The organism is Neoactinobaculum massilliense, from assembly GCF_900604955.1.
GTDB lineage: Bacteria > Actinomycetota > Actinomycetes > Actinomycetales > Actinomycetaceae > Neoactinobaculum > Neoactinobaculum massilliense.
The window spans coordinates 240,342-262,512 of record NZ_UWPE01000002.1; the positions used below are offsets into that span (position 1 = coordinate 240,342).

General features: G+C 63.7%; 13 protein-coding genes. 5 read left to right on the forward strand and 8 right to left on the reverse strand.

The features are described 5' to 3' along the window. Positions 1–278 precede the first annotated feature (278 nt). The gene (locus EIH27_RS07345; protein WP_124040336.1) at positions 279–1,412 is read left to right on the forward strand and encodes an Fpg/Nei family DNA glycosylase; all 1,134 of its coding nucleotides are present in this window, start codon (positions 279–281) and stop codon (positions 1,410–1,412) included. Positions 1,413–1,715: 303 nt separating this feature from the next. Next, positions 1,716–2,867 (forward strand): hypothetical protein, encoded by a 1,152-nt coding sequence (locus EIH27_RS07350; protein ID WP_124040337.1) that lies wholly within the window; start codon positions 1,716–1,718, stop codon positions 2,865–2,867. Positions 2,868–2,875: 8 nt separating this feature from the next. Here EIH27_RS07350 and EIH27_RS08000 read toward each other — a convergent pair whose 3' ends face one another. After that, the gene (locus EIH27_RS08000) at positions 2,876–4,063 is read right to left on the reverse strand and encodes a glutamate--tRNA ligase family protein (RefSeq protein WP_241153026.1); all 1,188 of its coding nucleotides are present in this window, start codon (positions 4,061–4,063) and stop codon (positions 2,876–2,878) included. Further along, a complete protein-coding gene (locus EIH27_RS07360; RefSeq protein ID WP_124040338.1) occupies positions 4,057–5,487 on the reverse strand; it encodes a C1 family peptidase in 1,431 nt (476 codons plus the stop codon). The genes EIH27_RS08000 and EIH27_RS07360 overlap by 7 nt, the downstream gene beginning before the upstream one ends. A 622-nt stretch (positions 5,488–6,109) precedes the next feature. On the opposite strand from EIH27_RS07360, the gene ybaK reads away from it, so the two are divergent. Further along, the gene (gene ybaK, locus EIH27_RS07365) at positions 6,110–6,619 is read left to right on the forward strand and encodes a Cys-tRNA(Pro) deacylase (RefSeq protein WP_124040339.1); all 510 of its coding nucleotides are present in this window, start codon (positions 6,110–6,112) and stop codon (positions 6,617–6,619) included. Positions 6,620–6,786: 167 nt separating this feature from the next. Here ybaK and EIH27_RS07370 read toward each other — a convergent pair whose 3' ends face one another. The 3 genes from EIH27_RS07370 to EIH27_RS07380 form a co-directional block, all read right to left on the reverse strand. Further along, positions 6,787–8,103, reverse strand: coding sequence for a C1 family peptidase (locus tag EIH27_RS07370; RefSeq protein WP_124040340.1), 1,317 nt, complete (start codon positions 8,101–8,103; stop codon positions 6,787–6,789). 373 nt (positions 8,104–8,476) lie between these two features. Beyond that, positions 8,477–10,654, reverse strand: coding sequence for a YhgE/Pip domain-containing protein (locus EIH27_RS07375; protein ID WP_124040341.1), 2,178 nt, complete (start codon positions 10,652–10,654; stop codon positions 8,477–8,479). Further along, positions 10,654–11,541, reverse strand: coding sequence for an ATP-binding cassette domain-containing protein (locus tag EIH27_RS07380; RefSeq protein ID WP_124040342.1), 888 nt, complete (start codon positions 11,539–11,541; stop codon positions 10,654–10,656). Before EIH27_RS07380 ends, EIH27_RS07375 begins: the two co-directional genes overlap by 1 nt. Before the next feature lie 170 nt (positions 11,542–11,711). Between EIH27_RS07380 and EIH27_RS07385 the strand changes: the two genes are divergently transcribed. Next, positions 11,712–12,470, forward strand: a complete 759-nt coding sequence (locus EIH27_RS07385) for an HNH endonuclease family protein (RefSeq protein WP_124040343.1) — start codon at positions 11,712–11,714, stop codon at positions 12,468–12,470. Between the two features lie 210 nt (positions 12,471–12,680). Here the strand turns inward: EIH27_RS07385 and EIH27_RS07390 are convergent, their stop codons facing one another. Continuing rightward, positions 12,681–15,902 carry an ExeM/NucH family extracellular endonuclease gene (locus EIH27_RS07390; protein WP_164461641.1) on the reverse strand — a complete coding sequence of 1,074 codons (3,222 nt, stop codon included), beginning with the start codon at positions 15,900–15,902 and terminating at the stop codon, positions 12,681–12,683. A gap of 515 nt (positions 15,903–16,417) precedes the next feature. Between EIH27_RS07390 and EIH27_RS07395 the strand changes: the two genes are divergently transcribed. Further along, on the forward strand, positions 16,418–17,584 hold the full coding sequence (locus EIH27_RS07395) for a methyltransferase domain-containing protein (RefSeq protein ID WP_124040345.1): 1,167 nt from the start codon (positions 16,418–16,420) through the stop codon (positions 17,582–17,584). A 165-nt stretch (positions 17,585–17,749) separates the two neighbouring features. Here the strand turns inward: EIH27_RS07395 and EIH27_RS07400 are convergent, their stop codons facing one another. Next, on the reverse strand, positions 17,750–19,540 hold the full coding sequence (locus tag EIH27_RS07400; RefSeq protein ID WP_124040346.1) for an ABC transporter ATP-binding protein: 1,791 nt from the start codon (positions 19,538–19,540) through the stop codon (positions 17,750–17,752). A gap of 748 nt (positions 19,541–20,288) precedes the next feature. Continuing rightward, positions 20,289–21,896 (reverse strand): MFS transporter, encoded by a 1,608-nt coding sequence (locus EIH27_RS07405; protein ID WP_241153027.1) that lies wholly within the window; start codon positions 21,894–21,896, stop codon positions 20,289–20,291. Positions 21,897–22,171 lie beyond the last annotated feature (275 nt).

Consider the following 22,171-nt stretch of genomic DNA (forward strand, 5'->3'; position numbering starts at 1 on the left):
CTTACGTCCACCTTCCGGGACCGGCGTCTTATAACCGAGATACCTGGGAATTACATAGAAATTATGACATGAAATACTGGACACCGTCGCCGCAGTCCGCCATTCGAACGAGTAGATTCACTCACTTCCGCTCGAAAGCTCCCAGCATTCTCCGCAAATTCGGGACCACTGTTCTACCCAGCGTCATCGGCAACACCTGACCATCTACACAACACGCGCCCAGCGAACCCGACAACAGACCGAGGCTGCTGGTCAACCTATGCCACTAGGCTGGCGTCATGCCCGAAGGTCACTCGATTCACCGCCACGCCCAGTTACTCACGTCCCTCTTCATGGGGCAGCCGGTGCGGGTTTCCTCGCCGCAGGGCCGCTTTGCCACCGGCGCCGCGATCCTCAACGGCGAGGTGCCCGGACGCGCCGCCGCGTGGGGAAAGCACCTGTTCGTACCGTTTTACCCGCTAAATGTTTCGGACGACGTCGACCTGGGTGCCACGCGTATTGGACGCTCACCGGCTGCGGTGGGCACGTCACCCGTGGATGCGCCGGCCGCACACTGGTTACACATTCACCTTGGCCTGTATGGACGGTGGCGGTTGGGTGGTCCCGGCACGGCGGGGCTGACGGGCGCCGGCATTACGGAGGCGCCCACCGAGGATTCGGGGATGAGCGGGCCACGGCGCGGCGCCAGCGGTACGAAGGCAGACGCAGGCAATGCCCGCTCAGGGCGTCTCGGCGTCGGAGCGGATTCCGAGGTACAGCGGGCGGACCTTAGCGTTGCGGATCCGGCCGCGAATCGGCCGAAGTTCGGCTCGATCAACCGGGATAACACCACGGATCTGGAGGGTTCCAAGCTGCTCACCCCCACACCCACCACCCGCATGCTCATGTATTCGGAGCGGGCGGCGGCCATGCTCACCGGGCCCACCCGCTGCGAGGTGATCAGCCCGGCCGAGGTAGCGGAGGCGGTGGCCAAGCTCGGGCCGGATCCGGTGCGCAATGAGCCGGGTGATCGGGAGCGGTTCATTGAGGCGGCGCGGAAGCGGCGGGTGCCGGTCGGGCAGATTGTCATGGACCAGGCCGTGGTGGCCGGGCCGGGCAACATTTATCGAGCCGAGTGCCTGTGGCGGACGGGGATTGACCCGCTGCGGCCCGCAAATCGCGTGTCGAAGGCGCGGCTTGGACGGCTGTGGGATGACCTCGCCGAGGAGATGCGGCGCGGCGTACCCACCGGCATCGCCACCACTATTCCGGATGAGTACCGGCCCGACCAGTCCGTAGAAGGCGATGAAGAATTGGACCGCGTGGCCGTGTATCACCGCGATGGGCGGCCGTGTGTGCGCTGCGGTACCACCGTTCGGATGGAGGTGCTGGCCGGGCGGAAGCTGTACTGGTGCCCGGGCTGCCAGCGGTAAGGGCGGAGTGGAAACTATACGAAGCGGCCCGAATGCCACGCTCGTTTCCAGCGCCGGCTCTCACATTGGTGTCTGTGACCCGGCTGGTCTACGCCAGCGGACGCCATCCTTATTGATCGGGGCGCCACACTTGTGCGGAGAAATTGGGACGGCTGGGAGCTCACCCTTGATTATCCCGCGGGAAGGACCCGATAAAGGTTAGCCGGAGGCAATGGATCCTGTATCCCAGCGAAATTCAGAAGAAGTTTGACAATTTTATCGGGGCATACGGTAGAGGAGGAGAGGCTGATGGGTGAAAAAGTAATGACAGATAAGGTGCGGATCGCCTACTACTGCCTGGATTTTATCCGCATGCAAATGGACAACGTGGAAGATGAAGGCCTGCGCCACCGCCTCGCTCCCCGATACAAGATTGACTGGGAAGGCGTGCGCCACGCGTTGGATGAGGCCCGCGGTTATGTAGATGAGCGCAACTGGGAATTCGCCGCCCGTGTTCTTACCAGCCTCGACCAGTACTTCGACACCATCCCCTTCGGCCACGGTGACAACCTCGGAAAAAATGTCAAGGAAGTAGCCCACGCTTTCCAGAACGCCGCCTCCGGCGGCGGGAACATCTGGCGCGCCACCTGGTTTGAAATCACACACTCCTTCCGCCGCAAAGGATCCGTCGGCGTCTCCACCAGCCCGGACCTGTCCAAGTTCATGCTGGTTGAGTTTCTCGCCAACGTGTTCGGCGTCATCACCGGCATCATTGTGCCCATCGTCCAACTGGATGCTCCCTGGTCTCTACTCTGCCTCGGCGTCTACATTGTCATGGCCGGAATTAACCTTGCCGGACTCGCCCTCAAAACCTACGGCCTCCGCCTCACTGTCGGCCTAGTCTCTCTCTTCCTTTTCTATCGGAGTTTTGCTCTCTGGGCCGACCCCACCAACGAACTCGTCGCCCTCTCCGGACTCGGCGGGGCGATCTTTGGCGTCACCGTCGCCACCGGGTGGGCATACAACATTGCCCGCCGCAACGCCACCAAATACGGCCCCTACGCCGCCCTCTGGGCCCGCCAACTCACCAAAAAACACTACGAAGTCATCCTCTATGACTCCGACGGGCTCCCCGTCTGGCGCCGCCACATGAAAGGCCACTTCAACCGACTCCTCGACCTCGTCACCGGCACAGATGTTGCCGATAGCCTTGAGGCACGAGTCCGCCGCCGCGATGCCCAAAGCCCTTACGGGGGTTGGATCCACTGCTACCCCGGACTCATCGGCATCCGCATGCGCGGCCTACGCCGCCGCAACCCCGCCAGCTGGGGCGAAGCCCTCGGCACCACCCCCGGCGTCAACAAGCACAACCTTGACGCATTCTTCGCCCGCCTCACCACACCCCTGCACCCACCCCTCTACGAAGACATCCTCGCCGACCCCACCTACAACGTCGCCCCCAACGCCCCCTGGTAAACCACCAATCAACGGTTCAGCGCCGCCACCGGGCCGTCGCGCAAAGCGGCCGGGTCCACCCGCCAGGGCGCGGTTCCCAGCGCCGCCACGCCGTCCGCGGTAATCTTCGCGAGGCCCGCCGCAAATTCGGCTCCGCTGCGCGCCTCAAACCCCAGCGACCGCGCCAGCAAATCCACCACGTCCCCCGGCTCCCAGCCGAACTTGGCTAGGTCCGCGAGCGTCACGGCACCGTCGCGCTTCTGCAACCGAATACCGGCCATGTTTTCCACCATCGGCACGTGAATATAAGCGGGCGTGGGCAGCCCCAACACCTGCTGGAGGTACACCTGCCGTGGAGTGGACGGCAGTAGGTCGTTGCCGCGCACCACCTCGGTGACGCCCTGAGCGGCGTCGTCCACAACGCTCACGAAGTTGTACGCGAAGGCGCCCTCGCCGCGGCGGATCACGAAATCATCCACATCCCCGGTGTATGCGCCGGCTACACCGTCCTCCACCGTTAGCCGGCGCACAAGCATCGGGGCCTCGGTTGCGTGAGACCGCGGTTCAGCCCGCAGATCCGGCTTGGCCTGCAGGTCCGGCCCACCCGGCGCCGCGTCCGGCCCGTCGGAGCCGCGCGTCCCGCCGGCCAGCACGCCTTCAACCGGCTTTGCCGGAAGCGTCGGCTGTCCCTGCACGGATATATCCAGGTCGCAGCGTAGGCGAACGGCCGGCCCGCGGTTCATGCCAGAAAGCTTCTCGCGCCCCGCCTCACGCTGCGCGGCCGTGAGATTCCTGCACGTGCCCGGGTACACGTCCGGGGCGTGGTTGGGTGCCTGCCCAATCTCACGCAGTTCACGCCGGGTGCAATAGCACTCGTAGGTGGCGTGCGCCGGGAGCCGATCAAAGGCCGCCCGGTATCGCTCCAGATTCTGGGACTGCCACAGCACCGGGCCATCCCACGTCAGGCCGATTGCTTCGAGATCCGCCAGCTGCCGCGCGGCATACTCGGGCCGCACCCGGCTGGAATCCAGATCCTCCATCCGGAGCACAAAGCGCCCGCCAGCGTTGCGCGCTAGCGCCCATGCCAGCAGGGCCGTCCGCAGGTTCCCCAGGTGCAGCGCCCCGGTGGGCGAAGGCGCGTATCGCCCCACCACGGCGTCGCCGGCACCATCCGGCTCGAATCCCGTGGCCTCACGCCCAGCCGTATCGGTCAGCACAGTGTGTCCCAGCGCGGCAGGACGGTGGCAGGCGCATCGAAGGCCGCCTGCACGTTTGCCGGCAGCAGATCCTTGCGCACCACCACACCGAACAGATATTCATCCAACCAGGAATCATTCATGGTGAAAAAGCCCTTCTCGCCGTGCTTCTCACCCCACGAATTCTCCACGCGCCACCGTAGCGGCGCCCCGCTCCCGCTCAGGTCCACGCCTGTGAACGCCATGGCGTGCGTGGGCGAAATCTGGTGGGAATCCATGCGCTGCGTGCGAGTCATGGCCAGGTCCACGCCGTAGAGGCCTTCGTAGTTAAAGAGGTGGGCGTCCCAGATGCCCCGGTCGCGGTCAAACTGACTGCTGACGTCGCAGTCCATCCACACCGGTTCGCCGTCCTTGAGCGTGGCGATTGCCGCCGCGCGTACCACCTGCGGAGATACCACCACGGCGCTGTACTCGTTGCCCGGCATGTTGCCCGCGTGGTCAATGGTGAGGTGAGTGAGCTCAGCGTGACGCGGATCGATCACCACGTAGCCGTACTGGTCCAGATCGCCAAGGTAGCGGGCAGCGAATTCCTGCGGGGTCATGTGCCCGTCGCGGTGGAACTTGCCGTCCTTGTCCCGGTACTGCCACACAAAGTCCGTGGGCGGAGTGCCCAGGTGCATGGCCAGCACGCGGTACACCTGCGCGAGCGCCTCACGCTGGACGGCTTCCACTTCACCCCGGTGGTCATCCACCGCGTTTCCACCGGTTACGGTCCCGACCTTCGCCGCCTCATGTCCCGCGCGAGCTGCTAGATCCGTGTTCGTGCCCCGAGCCGCTGGGGTTACCTGAGCCTCCGAGCCCATGTCTGTATCCCGAGCCGCCGCCTCCCGAATACTGAATGCCGCCCGACGCAGCAATTCGCTCACCACCCTGTCCATGCCCACCGTGTTCGCCGACGAATACGTTTCCGGCATCGCATACTTCGGTACCGCGCCGTACTTCTTGATAAGCCCGGCGAACATGAACCAATAGCCGCCGTCCGAGATAGGCTCTTTCAGCAGCTCGGTCACCAGCCGGTCATCAAGCGGCCGGTCCGCCAGCTCCACCATGGAGGTGAGGAAGTAATTGGCCTTCTCGAGCAGATCCCAGAACTGGGTGTAGGCCTGGGAAAACTCAAACTGCTCCAGCCCCAGGCTCTTCATCACGTCCGCCCGCCGAGTGTTATAGGAGCTAAACATCCAGCACCTGCCCGACTTCTGCTGGTCCGTCACATCCCACTTATCCAAGCGAATGGACGTGACCGGGTTGATCTGATTGATGACCGTCCGATCCTCAGCCACCTGCGAGACCCGCACCTGCGTCAGCGCATTCTGCGCCACCCGCGCGGTGGGATCACCCGCAAAGTTGCGTGCGAAACCGTCCACCAGTTCCTGCGTCACGTCCATATTTCCCTCACTCTCCGACGACGCCGCCCGCCCACGGCCGTTTCCTCCAGCGTACTAGTGTGCTCCGACAGCTTTACTCGGCGGGTGGGATGTGGACAGTCGCGTGTAGTGGGCCGTGTACTGGTCCCGGCAGGTAGATCCGGCGGCGTGGGTGCTAAATCAGTGCACCCTCCTGCCTGGGTGGTTCGTGCGATCGGGTGGATGAAGCGAGAGGAGCGGGGTTTCGGTCGGGATGTGGCCGGCGGTTGGTGGATACGGCCGTGCAAGTGCGAATCCCTACCGGGGTACACCGTGCGGCCAGGGGACTCGGCTGGGGTGAGCCTGCCGGTGAGCGGATGAGCCAGCGCGGTGTCTGGTGGAGCGGGAAGCGAACGTCCACGTGGGGCGGCAGGGCTGGGGATTTCGGTCGAGATACGCCCGGCGGTGGGTGGATGGGGCGGTGCCGGGCTCAATGAGGAGTGGAGCCGGGTGCGCTGAGTTGATGGTTTTCTCTTGAGTGGATGGCTAGTGCCCGGTTAGGGGACTGATTCGGGCCCATAACCGGAAGTTTTCCGTCAACTGAAGAAATTCCTTACCGTTCAGCTTGTTCAGCAGCCGACCGCGGCGCCACTAGGCTAGACGCATGTCCAAGAAGAAGCAGAAGGCCGCCGCCACGCCCGCACTGGCCGCACTCAACCGCGCCGGCGTGGATTACACACTCCTGGAATACGAGCACCCGCTTCACGAGGATGATGGCTGGGCACTCGGCAGCGCCGACGCCCTCGATGTAGATCCCGCCACCGTATTCAAAACACTCATGGTGGAAGTGGATGGCAAACCGGCCATCGGCATTGTGCCGGCCACCGCCACGCTCAACCTCAAGCGAATGGCCAAGGCAGCCGGCGGCAAGAAGGCCGTCATGATGGACGTGGCCGAAGCGGAGCGCCTCACGGGCTACGTGCACGGCGGCATCTCGCCACTCGGGCAGAAGATCAAGGCACCCGTTGTCATTGACGCCTCAGCCGAAACCCTCGCGACCATGCTGGTGTCGGGCGGCAAGCGCTCGCTCTCTATGCGCATCGCCCCGGGGGATCTGGCCAGTGTCACCCGCGCACAATTCGCTGATATCGCCGAGTTTCACACGCACTTCTAGGCGCCCACCCGCACGCACCGGCCGCGCACCGGCACGGATCACCCACCGGGACTCACCGCGGACCGCACCCGCCGCGCGCGCATCACGCCGCCGGCCAGGCACGCAAAAGCGGGCGCAAAGCGCCCGCTTCGTCGTCGTACTGGAGCAGCGAAAAACGAACCCCAGCCCTACGCCAGCGACCCCATCGGATCCCAGGCCGGCAGCACGCCGGGCTCACTATCCAGCGCGGCCACCAGATCCTCGGGCAGCCGGTCCTTGGCGACGGCGATCTCGAACACGTGCTGATCGAACCACGAATCATTCATGGTGAAGAAGCCCTTATCCCCGTGCTCCTCACCCCACGAGTTCTCGATGCGCCACCGCCGCGGCGCACCCTCCTCATCCAGGTCCACGCCCGTGAACACCATGGCGTGCGTCATCATGGCCTCGCCAAAGCGCAGCTCCTCCGCCTTGGACATGGCCAGATCGATGCCGTATGTGCCCTCGTAGTCATACAGCTTGCCGTCCCAGATCCCGCGCTCACGGTCCGACTGCTTGGACGTATCGCAACCCATCCACACCGGCGCACCGTCCTTGAGCGTGGAGATAACGGCATTGCGCAGCACGTCCGTATCCGCATTGAGATAGACCACCGGCTTGGCGCCCACCACGTTGCCCAGGCGATCCACCGTGTACGTCTTGCCGTATTCGTTACGCGGATCGTTGACCACGCACACGTACTCGTCCAGGTTGGGCAGGTACTTTTCGGCGAACTGCTGCGGAGTGAAGGTGCCTTCCCGGTGGAAGTTACCGTCCGTGTCCCGGTACTGCCACACGAAGCTGGTGGGCGGGGTACCCAGGTGCATAGAAAGCACGCGGTACACCTGGCGCAGCGTTTCCTTGCGCACCGCATCCGCGTCCTTCCCTGCCTTGACGGCCGCCCGCACGTCACGTGCACCACGGCGCAGCAGCATTTCCAGCGTGCGGTCCATGAGCTGGCTGTTGGAGGAGGATTCGGTTTCCGGCATGGCGTACTTGGGCACCACGCCCCACTTCTTCACCAGCGCGACGAACATGTTCCACTGCCCGCCGTCCCCGATCGGGTCCGAAAGCAGGTAGTGCACCGTGCGATCATCCACGTCCCGATCCGCCAGATCGATCATGGAGGTGAGGAAGTAGTTGGACTTCTCCAGCTTGTCGTAGAAGAACTGGTAGTTCTGGGAGAACTCAAAATCCTTGAGGCTGGCGGCGGTGATTACGCCCGGCTTCAGCGAATTGAGACCCGAGAACAGCCAGCACCGGCCAGACTTCTTCTGGTTGGTGATAGCCCAGTGGTCCACCTTGATGGACATTGACGGGTCAATCCCGTTGATAATCGCGCGGTCCTCCGCCACCTTGGTGATCGGATTCTGCGTCACCGCATTCTGCACCACGCGCGCAACCGCATCCCGCGCAAACTGATTCGCGAACTCGGCCACCGTTTCCCGAGCAAGTTCGTTCGCCATAACTACCTTTCTCTGAAGTTGTACCCTTCAGTCTAGACCGGGGGTGCGACAAACTTTCCCTCGCTGGAGCCTTGTTCGCATCGTGGTACGACGACGCCGCGCCCAGTCCCGAGCACGGCAGGTAGAGATGGGGCACGCCAGGTTGGGGCGGAATACGGTGAGTAGAGGTGGGGCGCGACGCGTTAAATTACGACGCCGCGGCGCCCAGTCCCGGGTGCGGCACTCGGGGCACGCCGGATAGGGATGGGGCGCGGCCGGACGAGTGTGGACGCGTAATAAGCCGCACCCCGGCCCATGACCCGCGCCACGTACCGTGCCCGCGCTCTCTACTACGCGCGCGGGCGGCGTCGGCCACGAACCCACGCACCCGCCGCTACCGCGGACGGACGGAGAACGCGTAGTCGCCGGTGGACTCGCTGGTAATCATGGGCGGATGAAGCTGCCGCATGGAGAACACCTTGTAACGCCGTACAACAACGTAGGCAATCACCATGGACACCACGACAATTCCCAGTAGTACCGCGACGGCACCCCAGTACTGCTCATTGGTGCCGCCCGAGATTGCCACCCGGAACCCCTCGACGGAGTATCGCATCGGGGAGATCACGGAGATCGCGCGATAGAACGGCACCAGCATGGCCACGGGGAACGTGCCGCCGGAAGCCGGTAGCTGCAAAATGAGCAGCACCAGGAACACGGCGGACTGCGGAGATCCCAACCACAATCGCACCCAGTAGGCAAGGGAGAAGAAGGAGAGCGCCACCACCACCAGGAAGAACAGGTAGCGCCATGGGTGCACGGGATTAATCCCCAGCCACAACCACACACCTATTCCCATGATGAGCGCCGCTCCAACCCCCAGTAGGGCGAACGGACCAAATCCGTAGAGCAGGCTACGCAGCGGGGTGCTGCGCGACGCGGCCGTCCGCCCGGAGAAGGTACGAAGCACCAGGAAGAACGTCACCGTGGACACCCACAGCGCGATGGAGAAGAAGAACGGGGCCAGGCCGCGGCCGTATGTCTGCGCGTCATTATCCACGATGGTTTTCACGGACACCGGGGAGGACATGATCTCGGAGAGACGCGCGGAATCGGACTCGGTGAGTGCCGGGATACTGGCCGCGCCGTCGTTGAGGGAACTGGCCAGCGTGTTGGCACCCTTCTCCAACTGAGGCATGGCTTCATCCAGGCGAGCGATGGCGTCCGTCAACGTGGTAACGCCACTCACGATGCTCGAGAGAGAATCCGTGGAGAAATCTCCCAGCACCTCGTTCAGCTGATCCTTGCCCTGCTGGAGGGTGCCCAGACCGTCCTGAAGTGTTTTCGCGGACTGCCCGATGCCGTCGAGGGACCCGGCCACCTCCTCCGTGGTGCCCTTCAGCGCGGAAAGAGCCGCATCGGCGCCATCCACCGCAGATTTGGCCGCATCGTAATTAATCTGCGCTTCGATATTGCCGGTGAGGGCACCCTGGGCGTTGAGCTGCGCGGAGATATCCCCCTGCGCCTTACTCGCCGCCGAAAGCGCGCTTTGCAGCTCTGCCTTGAACGTGGAATCACCAAGCAGGCTGGGGTTCGCCTCCGCCTTGGCCACCAGGTCCGAAGCAGACTGTAGGGAACTTTGCACCTTCCCCACCACGCCGCCGTCCGCGCCACCGGTCAGGTTCGCGCTGATGTCGGCCAGGCTCGCGGCATTGTCCTTAAGGGAAGGGAGGGTGGAGTTGATGTAGCTGCGCAACGGTCCCAGCGCCTGCTCCACGTTCTTAGTGCCCACGTCCAGCGAACTGGAAATGCCGGAGAGCTCCGCCACCGCACCGCTGATACCGGAGAGGCCGGTGAGCGTTTGGGTAGAGCCCTCATCCAGCACGTCCAGGGCGTCGTGCAGCTTACCGAGTTTGTCAGAGAGATCCGGGAGGCTGGTGTTCTTCAGCCCGGCGTCGATCTGACTGACGCCGTTCGTTGCCTGGGTAAGCCCATCGGCAAGCTGCGCGGAGCCGTCCGCCGCCTGCTGGAAACCGTCCCGTATCTGCCCGAGCGCGCCGAATAGCGCCGTGAAGTACGCTTCCCCCACCGCCGAATTCACGGATTCCTGGATGACGGATTGCGCCTGCATAAGAAGGGATCCGGCAATAAACCCGTTCGCGTCATCACGCCGAAATTCGATGGTGGCGCGCTGCGGCTTGAACTCACCGGCCGCAACCAGGTTCTCGGAGAAGTTCTCCGGGATGGTGACAATCATGTACACCTTGCCCGTGCGCAGCTCCTCGCGCGCTTCGGCCGCGTCCATGAACTGCCAGTTGAAACCATCCTTCTGCTTAATAGCGGTCTCAAACTGACTCCCGGCATCCACCTTCTGCCCCTGGTACGTGACGGGCTTGTCCTTATTAACAATCGCCACGTTCACCTGGTCAATATGCCCGTAGAGGTCCCAGTTGGCGTCCAGGTAGATACCCCCATACAGCAGCGGCACGCTCATAATGAAAATGAGCGCAATGACAGGAATGCCACGGAATCGCTTGAACTCCAGGTTGAGGAGCCTAACGAGGTTGTGCACTACCGTTCCTCCCTGTCGACGCCGTCCTGGTGCTTCCCCGCGGACGCTGCGGTGGTAGCCCGCGTTACGGTCACTTCGGTATCCGATACGTCCGGCACCTCGATGGGTTCGGGAGGCTCGGACGCCACGGAGATATCCGCCGGACTATCCTCCACCGGATAGAGCCGCGAAACGGTACGGGCGGGCAAATGTACCCGCACGGTGCCCTGCGGAACTCCGGTCGCATTGCTGGCGGACACCACAATCACGGACCCATTCAGCTGCGCCAATTTTTTCAACGCGGCATACAGCGGAACCAAATCATCCATCGGAACGTCCGCATCGGCGTCGTCCACAACGGTGATCGCGGAGGGCACCACCAGGCCGAGGGCCGCACACACCACCGTCTTTTCAATGGCAGGCAACTCCTGGTACTGCGCCACCCGGTCCACGCGGTACCCGAGCCACTCCTCGATGCGTTCCGCCTGCTGCTCCGTGGCCGCGGGCGTGCTCCCATCCAGGTAGGCGCGCTCGGCAATGAGCTCGGAAATGGTGAGGCGATCATCCGGCGCCACGTACTGACCGACGCGGCCCACACTGGTGTAGCGCAGCGCCGCGTAGGGATCCGGGATCGCTTCCTTACCGACGATGCGAAGATGCCCGGTTACCCCGCGCATCCGGCCGGTGAGCGCCAACAGCAGCGCGGATTTACCGGAGCCCGTGGTCCCGTACACCACGCACAGGTCCCCCGGGCAAAGCTTGAGATCCAGCGGCCCGAACACCGGGCCGTGCAGCGAGGATAGCGCCAGATGCGAGGCATGAATCACTGAGCCGTCAGGATTGAGCGGGAAATCGGCGTGCTCCGCCTGCGTGGCGTGCCGACGCCTGCGCGCAAAGAATCCTGCCATGCTCTATCCTCACCTCGCATGTTCACGGACACGACGCCCCTGCCGCGTTCATTCGCGAATGCAACCCATTGTATGCGCGGTATGCGCGGCATGTAAATAGCCCGGGTGATTTTCGTCGGCGCAGCAGCCCGCTACGGCCCCGCCGTTACACCACCGCTACCCTGGTACCGATGAATCAAAGGAATTACCGTCACGCACGACCGCCACGCCGTACGGCGGGCGTTATCAGCTTCATTGTGGTGGGTGCAATCGCATTCGCGTGGGCCGGTGGCTCGCGCAACCCCGGGGATACGCCCTCGCCGTCGTCCAGTCCGCAGGCGCTGGTGGAACAAACCGTCTCGGGCAACGCGGTCGCCGTCGCCAAGCAACTGAGCGTGGTGAAACTCGGCAGCGGTAGCGGATACTCGCGGGCGGAGTTTGGGCTGGGCGATGGCTGGCCGGACCTGGACGGAGATAATTGCAATACGCGCAATGAGATTCTGGCACGGGATCTCACGGGCGTGGATTTCTGGAATGGCGGCTCAAACCCACCCAATTGTGTGGTGGGAAGCGGCACGCTGACGGATCCCTACACGGGTAGTACGGTCCGCTTTGATCGGGCCGCGGACCCCGACGCCGTGCAGATCGATCACGTGGTGGCGCTCTATGATGCCTGGCGCAAGGGCGCATCCACCTGGGATGCCGCCACCCGGGTGGCCTTCGGCAATGATCCGCTTAACCTGGTGGCCGTTGGTGGTGAGGCAAACGACGCGAAGGGGCACGCGGACGCCTCCGAGTGGCTCCCCGAGAACGCCGCGTATCGCTGCGATTATGCGGCACGGCAGGTGGCCGTCAAGGCCAAGTACGGCGTGGGCGTAACCGAGGCGAAGCAGAATGCGCTGGTTGCCACGCTCACCCAGTGCGGAGATCCGGAGCTGCCCAAGCAGTAGGCCGGGCGGGCACGGGCGCTAATTAGCCTCGAGGTACTTGGCGATGGCTGCTGAAGAACCACCGACCGGGCCCGCGACTCGCCCACAGCATGCGCCGTGCCTCCCGCCCACGTGCCACCGGATGCAAAGAGGGACCGCGCCTCGTAGCGCGGCCCCTCCGTCGTCGTCACTTTATCCGTGCCGGCAACTGGTCACGAACCGTGCCGACAACTAGCCACGAACCACGAGCGGCGTATCCGTCCCCTCGCCGTTCCAGTCACCCACGAACGGCGTGTCGCCCGGGCGGCCGTAGCTGTCCTGGAATTCGGCCGCGCCACCGCGCAGGTGGTTACTGCCGAGCCACGTGCGCCCGCCGCGGATCACGGTAAACGTGTCCACGCCGTCGCCGTTCCAGTCACCCGCAACCGGTACATCGCTGGACGTACCGTAGGCGAACTTCGAGGCCGTGGCCGCGCTGTGGATGCGACCCTGGAGGTAGAACGTGTTGCCGCGACGCACGGCGAGCTGGTCTACGCCGTCGCCATCCCAATCGCCCACCAGGACGGTGTCTGACGCACGGCCGAAGGAGAAGGTGATCTGCGCCTGCCCGGCCAGGTTGTTGCTCAGCAGGAACGTATTGCCGCGGCGCACACCCACGGAGGTAATGCCGTCACCGTTCCAGTCACCCACCAGCACCTCGTCGCCGGCCCGACCGTACTGGCTGCGGAAGTCCGCCAGCGGAGAGTTCCAGCGGTTCGAGTAGAAGAAGCGGCCACCGTTGTTCGACGCCGGAGCGGCCGGCTTGGTAGTGGGTTCCGTGGTGGGACTAGCGGTCGGCTCCTGGGTCGGCTCCGCGGTGGGTTCGCCGGTCGGATTATCCGTCGGTTGATCGGTCGGGTTATCGCCGGGTGTCACCGCCGTCGTAGTCAAACCCACCTTCGCCGGATCGTGATCCGAGGACCGGAGCGGGGAGGCATCGTAGAAATTCGTGACGTTGTAGTTGTAGCGGGAGTACTCCAGGGCGATGGACTCCATGGCGTTGATGTTCCACACATCCGCGCCGCTCACCAACGCCGCAGCCTCCGCGTTGGCCAGCACGTGATCGAGCGAGCCGACCATACCGTCAAACTGGTAGGTCTGTTTGTCCGGCACGGCCTTCTCCACCACTTCGGTGTAGCCGGCCGCCTCAAGCGCCAGTACCGGATCCTCCTTGGAGTAGGAGTTGAGGTCGCCCACGATGAACACGGGCTTGCCGGCGAACGCGGTGTCCGCCCACTCGGCCACAGCCTGTGCTTCCTTGGTGCGGAGCTGGTTGTTATTGCCCTGGTAGGTATCCGTGTCATTCGCGATCTTCGAGGAGAGCGAGCCCTTGGACTTGAAGTGGTTCGCAATCACCACGAACGCCTTACCGGTGGGCTCACCGTTCGCGTCCACGGCCTGGAAGGTCTGGGCCAGCGGCTGGCGCGCAACGCCGGAGAACCAATCATTGTCCAGAATCTGGGAGCCGCCCCGCGGGGCGACCTCGTCCTTCTGGTAGATGAAGGCCAGCCGGATCACATCCTCATTAGCCGGAAGGTCCGCCGCGGCCGGGGAGGGCACATAGGCCCACTTTTCCGAACCCGCGGCCGCGTTCAGCGCGTCCACCAGATGAGCCAGCGCCTCATCGCGATCCTTGGAGGAATCCACGGTGGCGGAGTTTTCAATCTCCTCAAGGGAGATCACCGAGGCGTCCAGCGTATTAATGGCCGCCACAATCTTGTCCTGCTGACGCTGGAGGGAGGCCTCATCCCACGCGCCGCGCACGGTCCCACTCTTCGTGGTAATCGGGTTGCCCGCGCGGTCCGTGTAAGCACTGGCACCGGCATCGTCCTTACCGAGGCTGGTGAAGTAATTGAGCACGTTGAAGGTAGCGAGCGACACGTTCCCACCCACCTCGGCGGGCGCAGCCGCGCGCGTGTTCTCAAAGGTGACGTAATCAGCCGAGTGGTTGCCGCCCTCCGCCGTGGAGGCCGCGGTGGTGGGCTGCAGGCGCCACACGTCGTTCCGGTAATCGAGCACCAGCGGCTGCTCGAACGTCACCGCGCCGCCCACGCGAAGCGGTGACGTCGCGGAGATGTAGGGCAGCGGGATCGCCGCGTTGTTTCCCACGTAGCGCACCGAGGCGCCATCATCCAGGGTGATAAGGCGCTCCGCGTTCTCCTTCTCAAGCGCCGCGATCTCATCCGGGTTCGCGCTCGGGTTGTAGGCGTCCGAGGGCTGACGCAGCGGCGTAGTGCCGGCCGCGAGTCCCACCTCCCCGTAGAGGTTCGTCTCGTAGTTGTTGGTGACCGTGTAGGGGCCGGTGATATCGAGGAGCATGCCCTCGAGCTTTTCGCGGTCGGCCTCCGCCGCCGGCACCCGGTCCAGCTTGACGGGCACGGCCTTGGCCGTCTCATCAAGCTTGGTGAAGTTGGAGACGGTCAGCTCGGTCATGCTGTAGAACTCGGACACCTTGCCGGTGACCTCGACGTAATCGCCGATCTGGGCACCCTTCGCAATGGTGGAGCCGTAGGCGAACAGGCCGGTGGAGGCGGTGCCATCCCAGCTATCGCCCGGCGTCTGAATGTAGACGCCGTTGAAGCCGCCCTCCGGGTAGGCCGCCGTCACCACGCCGCGCGTGGTCACCGTCTGGCCGGCCATGGGCGACACATCGCCGGTGCCCTGAATCTCAGCGATGGTCACGGTGGTGGGCGCCGGGGTGGTCGGATCCGCGGTTGGCGTCGGGTCCGGCGTTGGCTCCGTGCCCGGATCCGTCGGGTCCGTGGTGGGCTCATCCGTGTTCGAGGCGCCCGGGGTGAGCGCCTGCGCGGAGAAGTCCGCCTTGTTATTGTCCGTGTCCTTACCGCCGGGCATGCGGGAGTAGCCGCTCGTGTCCTGCTGCGCCGTGGTGAGAACGGTGGCTGCTTCGCCCTCGCGGAGTGCTCCCTTTCCCCACCCGACGACGTCGATCGCGTCCGGGTTTCCTGCGACGTCGCCGCCGGTGGCAACGCTGGCAAGCTTGTCCGTCTTCGCCAGTGCAACAGTGCCACCCCCAGCGGCCAAATTCAGGCCGCTCTCCTGGTCCACCGTCAGGTCCGCGGTGCCACCGGATCGGTTGCTGCCAGCTCCAACCACGTAGTAGCCCTTGGCCTCGATGGTGCCGGTGAGGGCAACCGAGGAGGAGATCTTCGTGGGATTCTTGGCGGTGGCATAGCCAAGGCTCAAGCCATCCAGCGAAACGGCTGCATCAGTGGGGTTATAGAGTTCGACGAATTTCTTGTTGAAGGAGGCTCCCGCAGAACCACCGCGCGTGTACACCTCGTTGATGACAAGTCCATCGTCATTGGGTGAGGCAAATACGGCAGGTGCGAACGCGGGAACAGTGAGGGCCGCGGCCACCGCGAGGGTAAGGCCGGATACAACCTTCTTGTTCATGTGCGCCTTTCTGAGTGATGGCGCCCGGGCGTGTCCGGGCATGGTGAGCCCTCTGGCTCACAACACGGCCGAGGCTACAAACAGCGGGTAACGCGCCGGCCCCTAGAAAGTAAACAGAAGGTGAACAGGAAGGATGTGCGGCGGGTGGTTAATGTCGGGGCTGGAGGAAGCTACCTGCTGAAGCCAATGAGAGTTTTTCAAGTGACGCAAAACGTCCGGTTCGCCCTTCACGAGCCCCTCAACCGGGCCTTTCGCGTCAACTCAACAAAAATGCATCACCTCAACCCCGCCCTCACCGTGTTACCCACGCGCCGCGGGTTGCCGCAGCAGAATCGGCTCAACCCCACAGCCCGCCCTGCACCATCCTCCCGCACCCACGCCACGGACTAGTCACCGGCGGCGGAGTTGCCGTAGCCGAATCGACCCGACCCCTACCCCGCCTCAAGCCACCCCTGCAACACCACTCGAATTCCACGCCACCTAATCCACCGGCAGCCCGCGCTACGCTGAACCCCGTGCACTGCTCCTATTTCGACGCCAACATTTGCCGCTCCTGCACCCGCATGGGCGTGGAATTTTCCCGCCAGATCGCGGTGAAGCAGGAACGCCTGGAGCGCATGCTCGCACCGTGGAAGCCAGCATGGCTCGCACCATGCACCGGCCCGGAGTCGTATTTTCGCAATAAGGCCAAGATGGTGGCGGGCGGATCGACCGCCGCACCCACCCTGGGCATTCTCGGCGCCGGGCAGGAGGGTGTGGATCTCACCGGGTGCGGGCTCTATGAGCCGGCGGTGACGGCGTCGTTCGAAATAGTACGCGAGTTTATCCGCCGAGCCTCCCTCACCCCATTTCATGTGCCCACGGGGCGGGGCGAGCTCAAACACGTGCTAGTCACCGCCTCCCCAACCGGCCAGCTCATGGTGCGGTTCGTGCTGCGCTCCACGGAATCAGTGGTGCGGATCCGCAAGCATCTACCCTGGCTGCGCGAGCAGCTACCCACCGCCCGCGTCATTACGGCGAATCTGTTGCCCGAGCGAAAAGCACTCACCGAGGGCGCCGCGGAACTTGTGCTCACGGAGGAGGAACTGCTGCCGATGCCCATCCGGTTGGACGACGCCGATGTCCTCCCGCTGTTCGTGGGGCCGGGCGCGTTTTTCCAGACGAATTCAACGATTGCGAGTGGCATGTACTCGCAGGCGCGCGCCTGGATGGCCGGGCTGGAGGCGGCGGGCCTGACACACGCGAGGGTGTGGGACCTCTACTGCGGTGTGGGCGGATTTGCCCTGGCCCTCGCTAGTCCGGGCAGGCGCTTGGTGGGCGTGGAGGTGTCGGCGCCGGCTGTGGAGGCGGCACGCCGCGGCGCGGAGACAATGCGCGAGCGCGCAGGGGAACCAGCGGGTGGCGCAGAATTCTTTGTCGGGGATGCGGCGGCTGCGGTCCGTGATTTAGGTGGGGTGCCGGACGTGCTGGTGGTCAATCCTCCGCGCCGCGGCCTCACGGATCTTGCCCCCTGGATTGAGCGGACCGCCCCGCGCTATCTGATTTACTCTTCCTGCAATCCGCGCACGCTGGTAACAGACCTGGAGCGGATGCCCGGGTATCGGGTGCGAGAGGCTCGACTGATGGACATGTTCCCGCAGACGGACCACATGGAAGCGATGGTGCTGGCCGAGCGGCGCTAGCGGCCAGTCGAATAGTAACGGCTGACAACACGGCGTGGCGGCCGGCAGAATGGCGCGAAACCCGTACTCCGGACCGCCGGAACGGTGCGAAACCCGCACTCCGGGCCGCCGCCCCACGCTACCCACAACACCGCGCCGCAACCTCTAGCCCGCGCACCGGCGTCATTAGAAGATCTCGTAGCCGCGCAGGCGCTTTTTGGCCGCGCGGGATCCCTCATTTTGCAAGGCCAGCAGTTCCGCGTAAATACCGCCGGAGTGTGCGAGCTCCTCAGGCGTGCCTACCTCATCGATGTGTCCATCCCGGAGCGTAATAATGCGATCCACGGTGGCGATGGTGGAGAGCCGGTGGGCGATAATGAGGGAGGTGCGCCCCTCCATGAGCTTGTCCAGCCCGGCCTGTACCTGGCGTTCCGCCTTGGTGTCCAGGGCGGAGGTTGCCTCGTCAAGAATGAGAATATCGGCGTCCTTAAGCGTGGCGCGCGCTACCGAAATGCGTTGTTTCTGCCCACCGGAGAGTTTGAGGCCGCGCTCCCCAATCACCGTGTTATACCCGTCCTTGAAATGCCGAATAAAGTGGTCCGCGTTGGCCCGCCGCACCGCATGCCGAATCTCCTCATCGGTGGCATCCGGCCGTGCGTAGGAAATATTTTCCCGGATGGTGCCGGAAAACAGCGACGCGTCCTGGAAAACCACACCAATTTCCCCACGCAGTCTTTCCAGCGACAGCGTATTAATATCTCGCCCGAATATTTCTATTTGCCCGCTGGTGGGAGGATAGAAGCCCAACAGCAGCGACGTAATCGTGGTTTTTCCGCCGCCGGATTCGGATACGAGTGCCACCCGCTCACCGGTGGCCACGTCAAAGGAAATATTGTGCAGTACGGGTTCGTCGTCCCCATACCCAAACGTGACATTTTCGAAGTGAATGGCCACATCGGCGTCGGACTTAACCGGAGCGGACGTAACCCGCGGGCGCGGTGCGGGCTCAAGTGCCATGACTGAGAAGTAGTCCTGCGATCCCGCCACCGCATGCTGGGCGGTATCCACGATGTAGCTCATGGACTGAACCGGCTGACGCGCCATGTTCATGAGCTGGATCAGCAGCACCATTTCGCCCACGCTGAATGCCCCGCGCACAGTCTGCACAAAGATGACGGCGTAAATTCCCAGAAATATAAGAGCCATAAATATGCGTCGGATGAAATCCATCCAGTGCCAGTGGCGGGATTGATCCTCGGTGACTCTCTCCGCATGCGTGTACCGCTTCCGGAAACGCACCAGTTCGCGGTGCTCCTGCGTGAAGGATTTGACCACACGCATCTGCGAGATCACCTCATTAAAACGCCCACCGGCCGTATCAATGTCTACATTCTTTACGCCCTCAAGCCGCTGCCACCGCCGCGACGTGAGGGCCGTAAGCCAGGTATATACGGGGAAAATAATGGCCAGAAGCAGCGCCAGCACCGGCGAATAAATCAGAGAGATCACCAGCACCGCCGCCACCGTGAGCAGGGTGGCGAAGAAATTGTTCGCGAAACTCTTGACGAAATTCGTCACTTCCATAATGGAGCGGTTGAGGCGCGAAGTGATTGTGCCCGTCAGCTCATTATCAAAGTAGGTTTGCGGCAGGGTGAGGAGCTTGTCGAAATACCGCACGGAAAGGATAGAGCGCATTTTCTGGCTCATGATGTCCCCGTAGTATCCGCCAATCGAGGAGACAATCACCGAGGCCGTTTCCAGTACAAAGAATGCAACGGCCAGCAGAATCACGGTATGAATGGCCGCGGCCGTGGGAACGGTGCCGCTGATCGCGCCCACCGCCTGGTCGGTAGCCTGCCCAATGACAAACGGAATGGCAATATTGGCCGCCGCGACCAGCACAGACGCAATTGCCACAGCCACGTAATACCGCGACAGTTTCGCCGTGAACCGGAAAATCCTCACTAAAGCACTCACATGCTCAGGCTACCTGCAGGCTCCGACAAAAATGGAGCCGGGCAAGTGCGGGCGAATGGGGTGGTTGATCGGAAGCTGGGCGAGTAGGCGGTGCCGGCGGCCGGTGGCCGACAGTCAACGGCCAGCGGTCAACGGCCGGCGGATCCTGCGGCGCGGGCAGATCACCTCGCCAAGGCACGGGCAGCCGAGCCGATCACGCGATGTCGGCGCGCGCCGCCGGGCCCAACGGCTGGGTGAATCACTCCGCCAACGTGCGGGGCGGCCGGCGGCCGAGCGGATCCTGCGACGGGCACCCGCTGAGTTGACGATTATTTCTTGAGCTGACGCAGAACTTCCGGTTGGCCGCCCAATTTGGCCCCCAAAGCGGTAAGAATCCATCAACTCAAAAGTTCTCTTACCGTTCAGCGAACCCCTCCCACCAGAGCGGGCCGGGCACCAAAGCACATGGGCCCGAGGATGACCAGCGGCGGGCAGATTCGCCGATGCGAGAAAGCGGGCGAGTGGGCGGAAGCAGTTAATCGGGAACTGGGCGACCAGACAGATCACCTCGCCAAGGCACGGGCAGCCGAGCAGATCACGTGGCCGGGCGGATCCTCCGGCCCGGCGCAGGCAACCGGGCGGATCAGGCAGCGCGGGAGCCCGGCGGCCGCCCCCAGCACACAAAAAGGTGCCGGGCCCACATGGGACTCGGCACCCCGCCAAGGCGCGGCTGGTCACCACAAATGCGAGCCAGCCGCCGCCCGCCTTACTACTTCTCCGGCACCTGCTCCTCGGCGATGCGCTCCAGGGTGGACAGATCCAGCGCGGAGAGGCGGGCCAACACGGCGGCCTTCGCCTCGTCGGGCGCCACCTGAGGCTGCGGCTCCGGGGACTCTTCCTTGCCCGTCTTGCTGCCGCCGCCCTTCGGAATGGTGGTGACGATGGACACGATGGTGAGCAGCAGGAACACGAGGGATACGCCCAGGGCCACCATGGCGGCAAGGCGCACGCTCGCATTATCCGTGCGGCCGGCCATGGTAATAATGTCCGGCACCGGCTGGTTCTGCAGCCCGTAGTACACGGCCAGGGAGATGGCCGTGCCGATGGCTCCGCCAAGCGAGGACGCCATCTTGTAGATACCCGAGCCGGCACCCGCCTGCGCGGCCGGCAGGTTGGCCAGCGCCGCATCCGTGGACGGCGTGGCGTAGAAGGCCAAACCAATACCGAACAGGCAGTAGGCGATGATCGCCAGCACCACGTAGCCCGTGATCAGCAGATGCGTGCACATGAGCAGCAGGCAGGAGATGATGCAGATGATCGCGGCCCACAGCATCGGCTTACGCGGTCCGAAACGCTGCAGCAGCTTCTCGCCCACACGGATGAAGGCGATGATGAAGATGCCGTAGCCGATGGAGAGCAGGCCGGCGTCCAGTGCGGTGTAGGCGCTGCCGTCGGCCTTACGGCCCGCCATCTGGATCACCTGCTGGGAGATGATGAGCATGGCGATGGTGCCATTCATCAGGAAGTTTGAAAGCGTGGCGCCGCGGAACGTGGTGTTCTTGAACAGACCAAAATCAATAAACGGATTATCGCGGTGCGCCTCGATGCGAATAAACACGATGTAGCCCACAATCGCGATCACCGCGAGGGTAATGGTCAGCACGCTCGCCCAGCCGAACTGGGAACCGTAGAGCAGCACCAGCATGAGCGCCAGCGTGGCCACCACAAACACGATGAATCCGGGGAGGTCGAAACGCTTGCTGCCATCCTTTGCCACGCGCGATTCGGGCGTGCCCAGGATCATGAGGAAGGCGATGGCCGAAATAACGATGGACGCGATAAAAATACCGCGCCAGCCCACGTACTGGACTACCACGCCACCGAACACCGCGGAGAGGCCGGAGCCGCCCCAGCTACCGATGGACCACATGGATACGGCGCGCTGACGGTCTTTGCCGTCCCAGTACGCCTTCACCAGCGCCATGGAGGCCGGCATGATGCAGCCGGCGGCAAATCCCTGGATGGCACGGCCCGCAATGAGAAGCGGAAGCGCGGCGCCGCCCATGGCCAGCACCACCAGCAGCGAGCCCAGCATGTTGAGGCCCACACCGGTGAGGGTGACGCGCACGCGCCCGAGCCGATCCGCCAGCCCACCAAACAACACAATAAATAGGCCAGACATCAGGCCCGTAATGGATACCGCCGGGTTCATAGACGAGGTATCCAGATAGGGATGATTGGCGTTAATATCCGCGAGAATCTGCGGCGCCACCGTCCCTGCAGTTCCGGCGAATAGCCAGAAAGTAAGCACTGCCAGCACAATGCCCCAGAGCAGCTTTTCCGTGCCCTGATAATGCTGGGAAGTTTGCTGTGACACGAGCCTTCCTTTCCTCATTGCTCACCGCGCTTAGCACGGATTTGGGCACGCCGTGGGCGAGTCCGCGAGCATGCCATAATTCTATCGAGATGGCAGCAGGAATTCGGCGCCAGAAAGCCGTGATCACGGATGCCAACGCGGGAATATTACGCGCGCTGCAAGGCTTGGGAGCCACGGAGTTACGAACGCCACGACGACGTCGCCACGGCCGGGCAGCACCTCGCGTAGTTTGCGGCGCGGGTAGTGACGACGTCGTACACAGCCCGGCATACTCA

Coding starts and splice junctions, on each gene's coding strand:
- EIH27_RS07345 (WP_124040336.1), top strand. CDS start 279: ATGCCCGAAGGTCACTCGATTCACCGCCACGCCCAGTTACTCACGTCC.
- EIH27_RS07350 (WP_124040337.1), top strand. CDS start 1,716: ATGACAGATAAGGTGCGGATCGCCTACTACTGCCTGGATTTTATCCGC.
- EIH27_RS07360 (WP_124040338.1), bottom strand. CDS start 5,487: ATGGACGTGACGCAGGAACTGGTGGACGGTTTCGCACGCAACTTTGCG.
- ybaK (WP_124040339.1), top strand. CDS start 6,110: ATGTCCAAGAAGAAGCAGAAGGCCGCCGCCACGCCCGCACTGGCCGCA.
- EIH27_RS07370 (WP_124040340.1), bottom strand. CDS start 8,103: ATGGCGAACGAACTTGCTCGGGAAACGGTGGCCGAGTTCGCGAATCAG.
- EIH27_RS07380 (WP_124040342.1), bottom strand. CDS start 11,541: ATGGCAGGATTCTTTGCGCGCAGGCGTCGGCACGCCACGCAGGCGGAG.
- EIH27_RS07385 (WP_124040343.1), top strand. CDS start 11,712: ATGAATCAAAGGAATTACCGTCACGCACGACCGCCACGCCGTACGGCG.
- EIH27_RS07390 (WP_164461641.1), bottom strand. CDS start 15,902: ATGAACAAGAAGGTTGTATCCGGCCTTACCCTCGCGGTGGCCGCGGCC.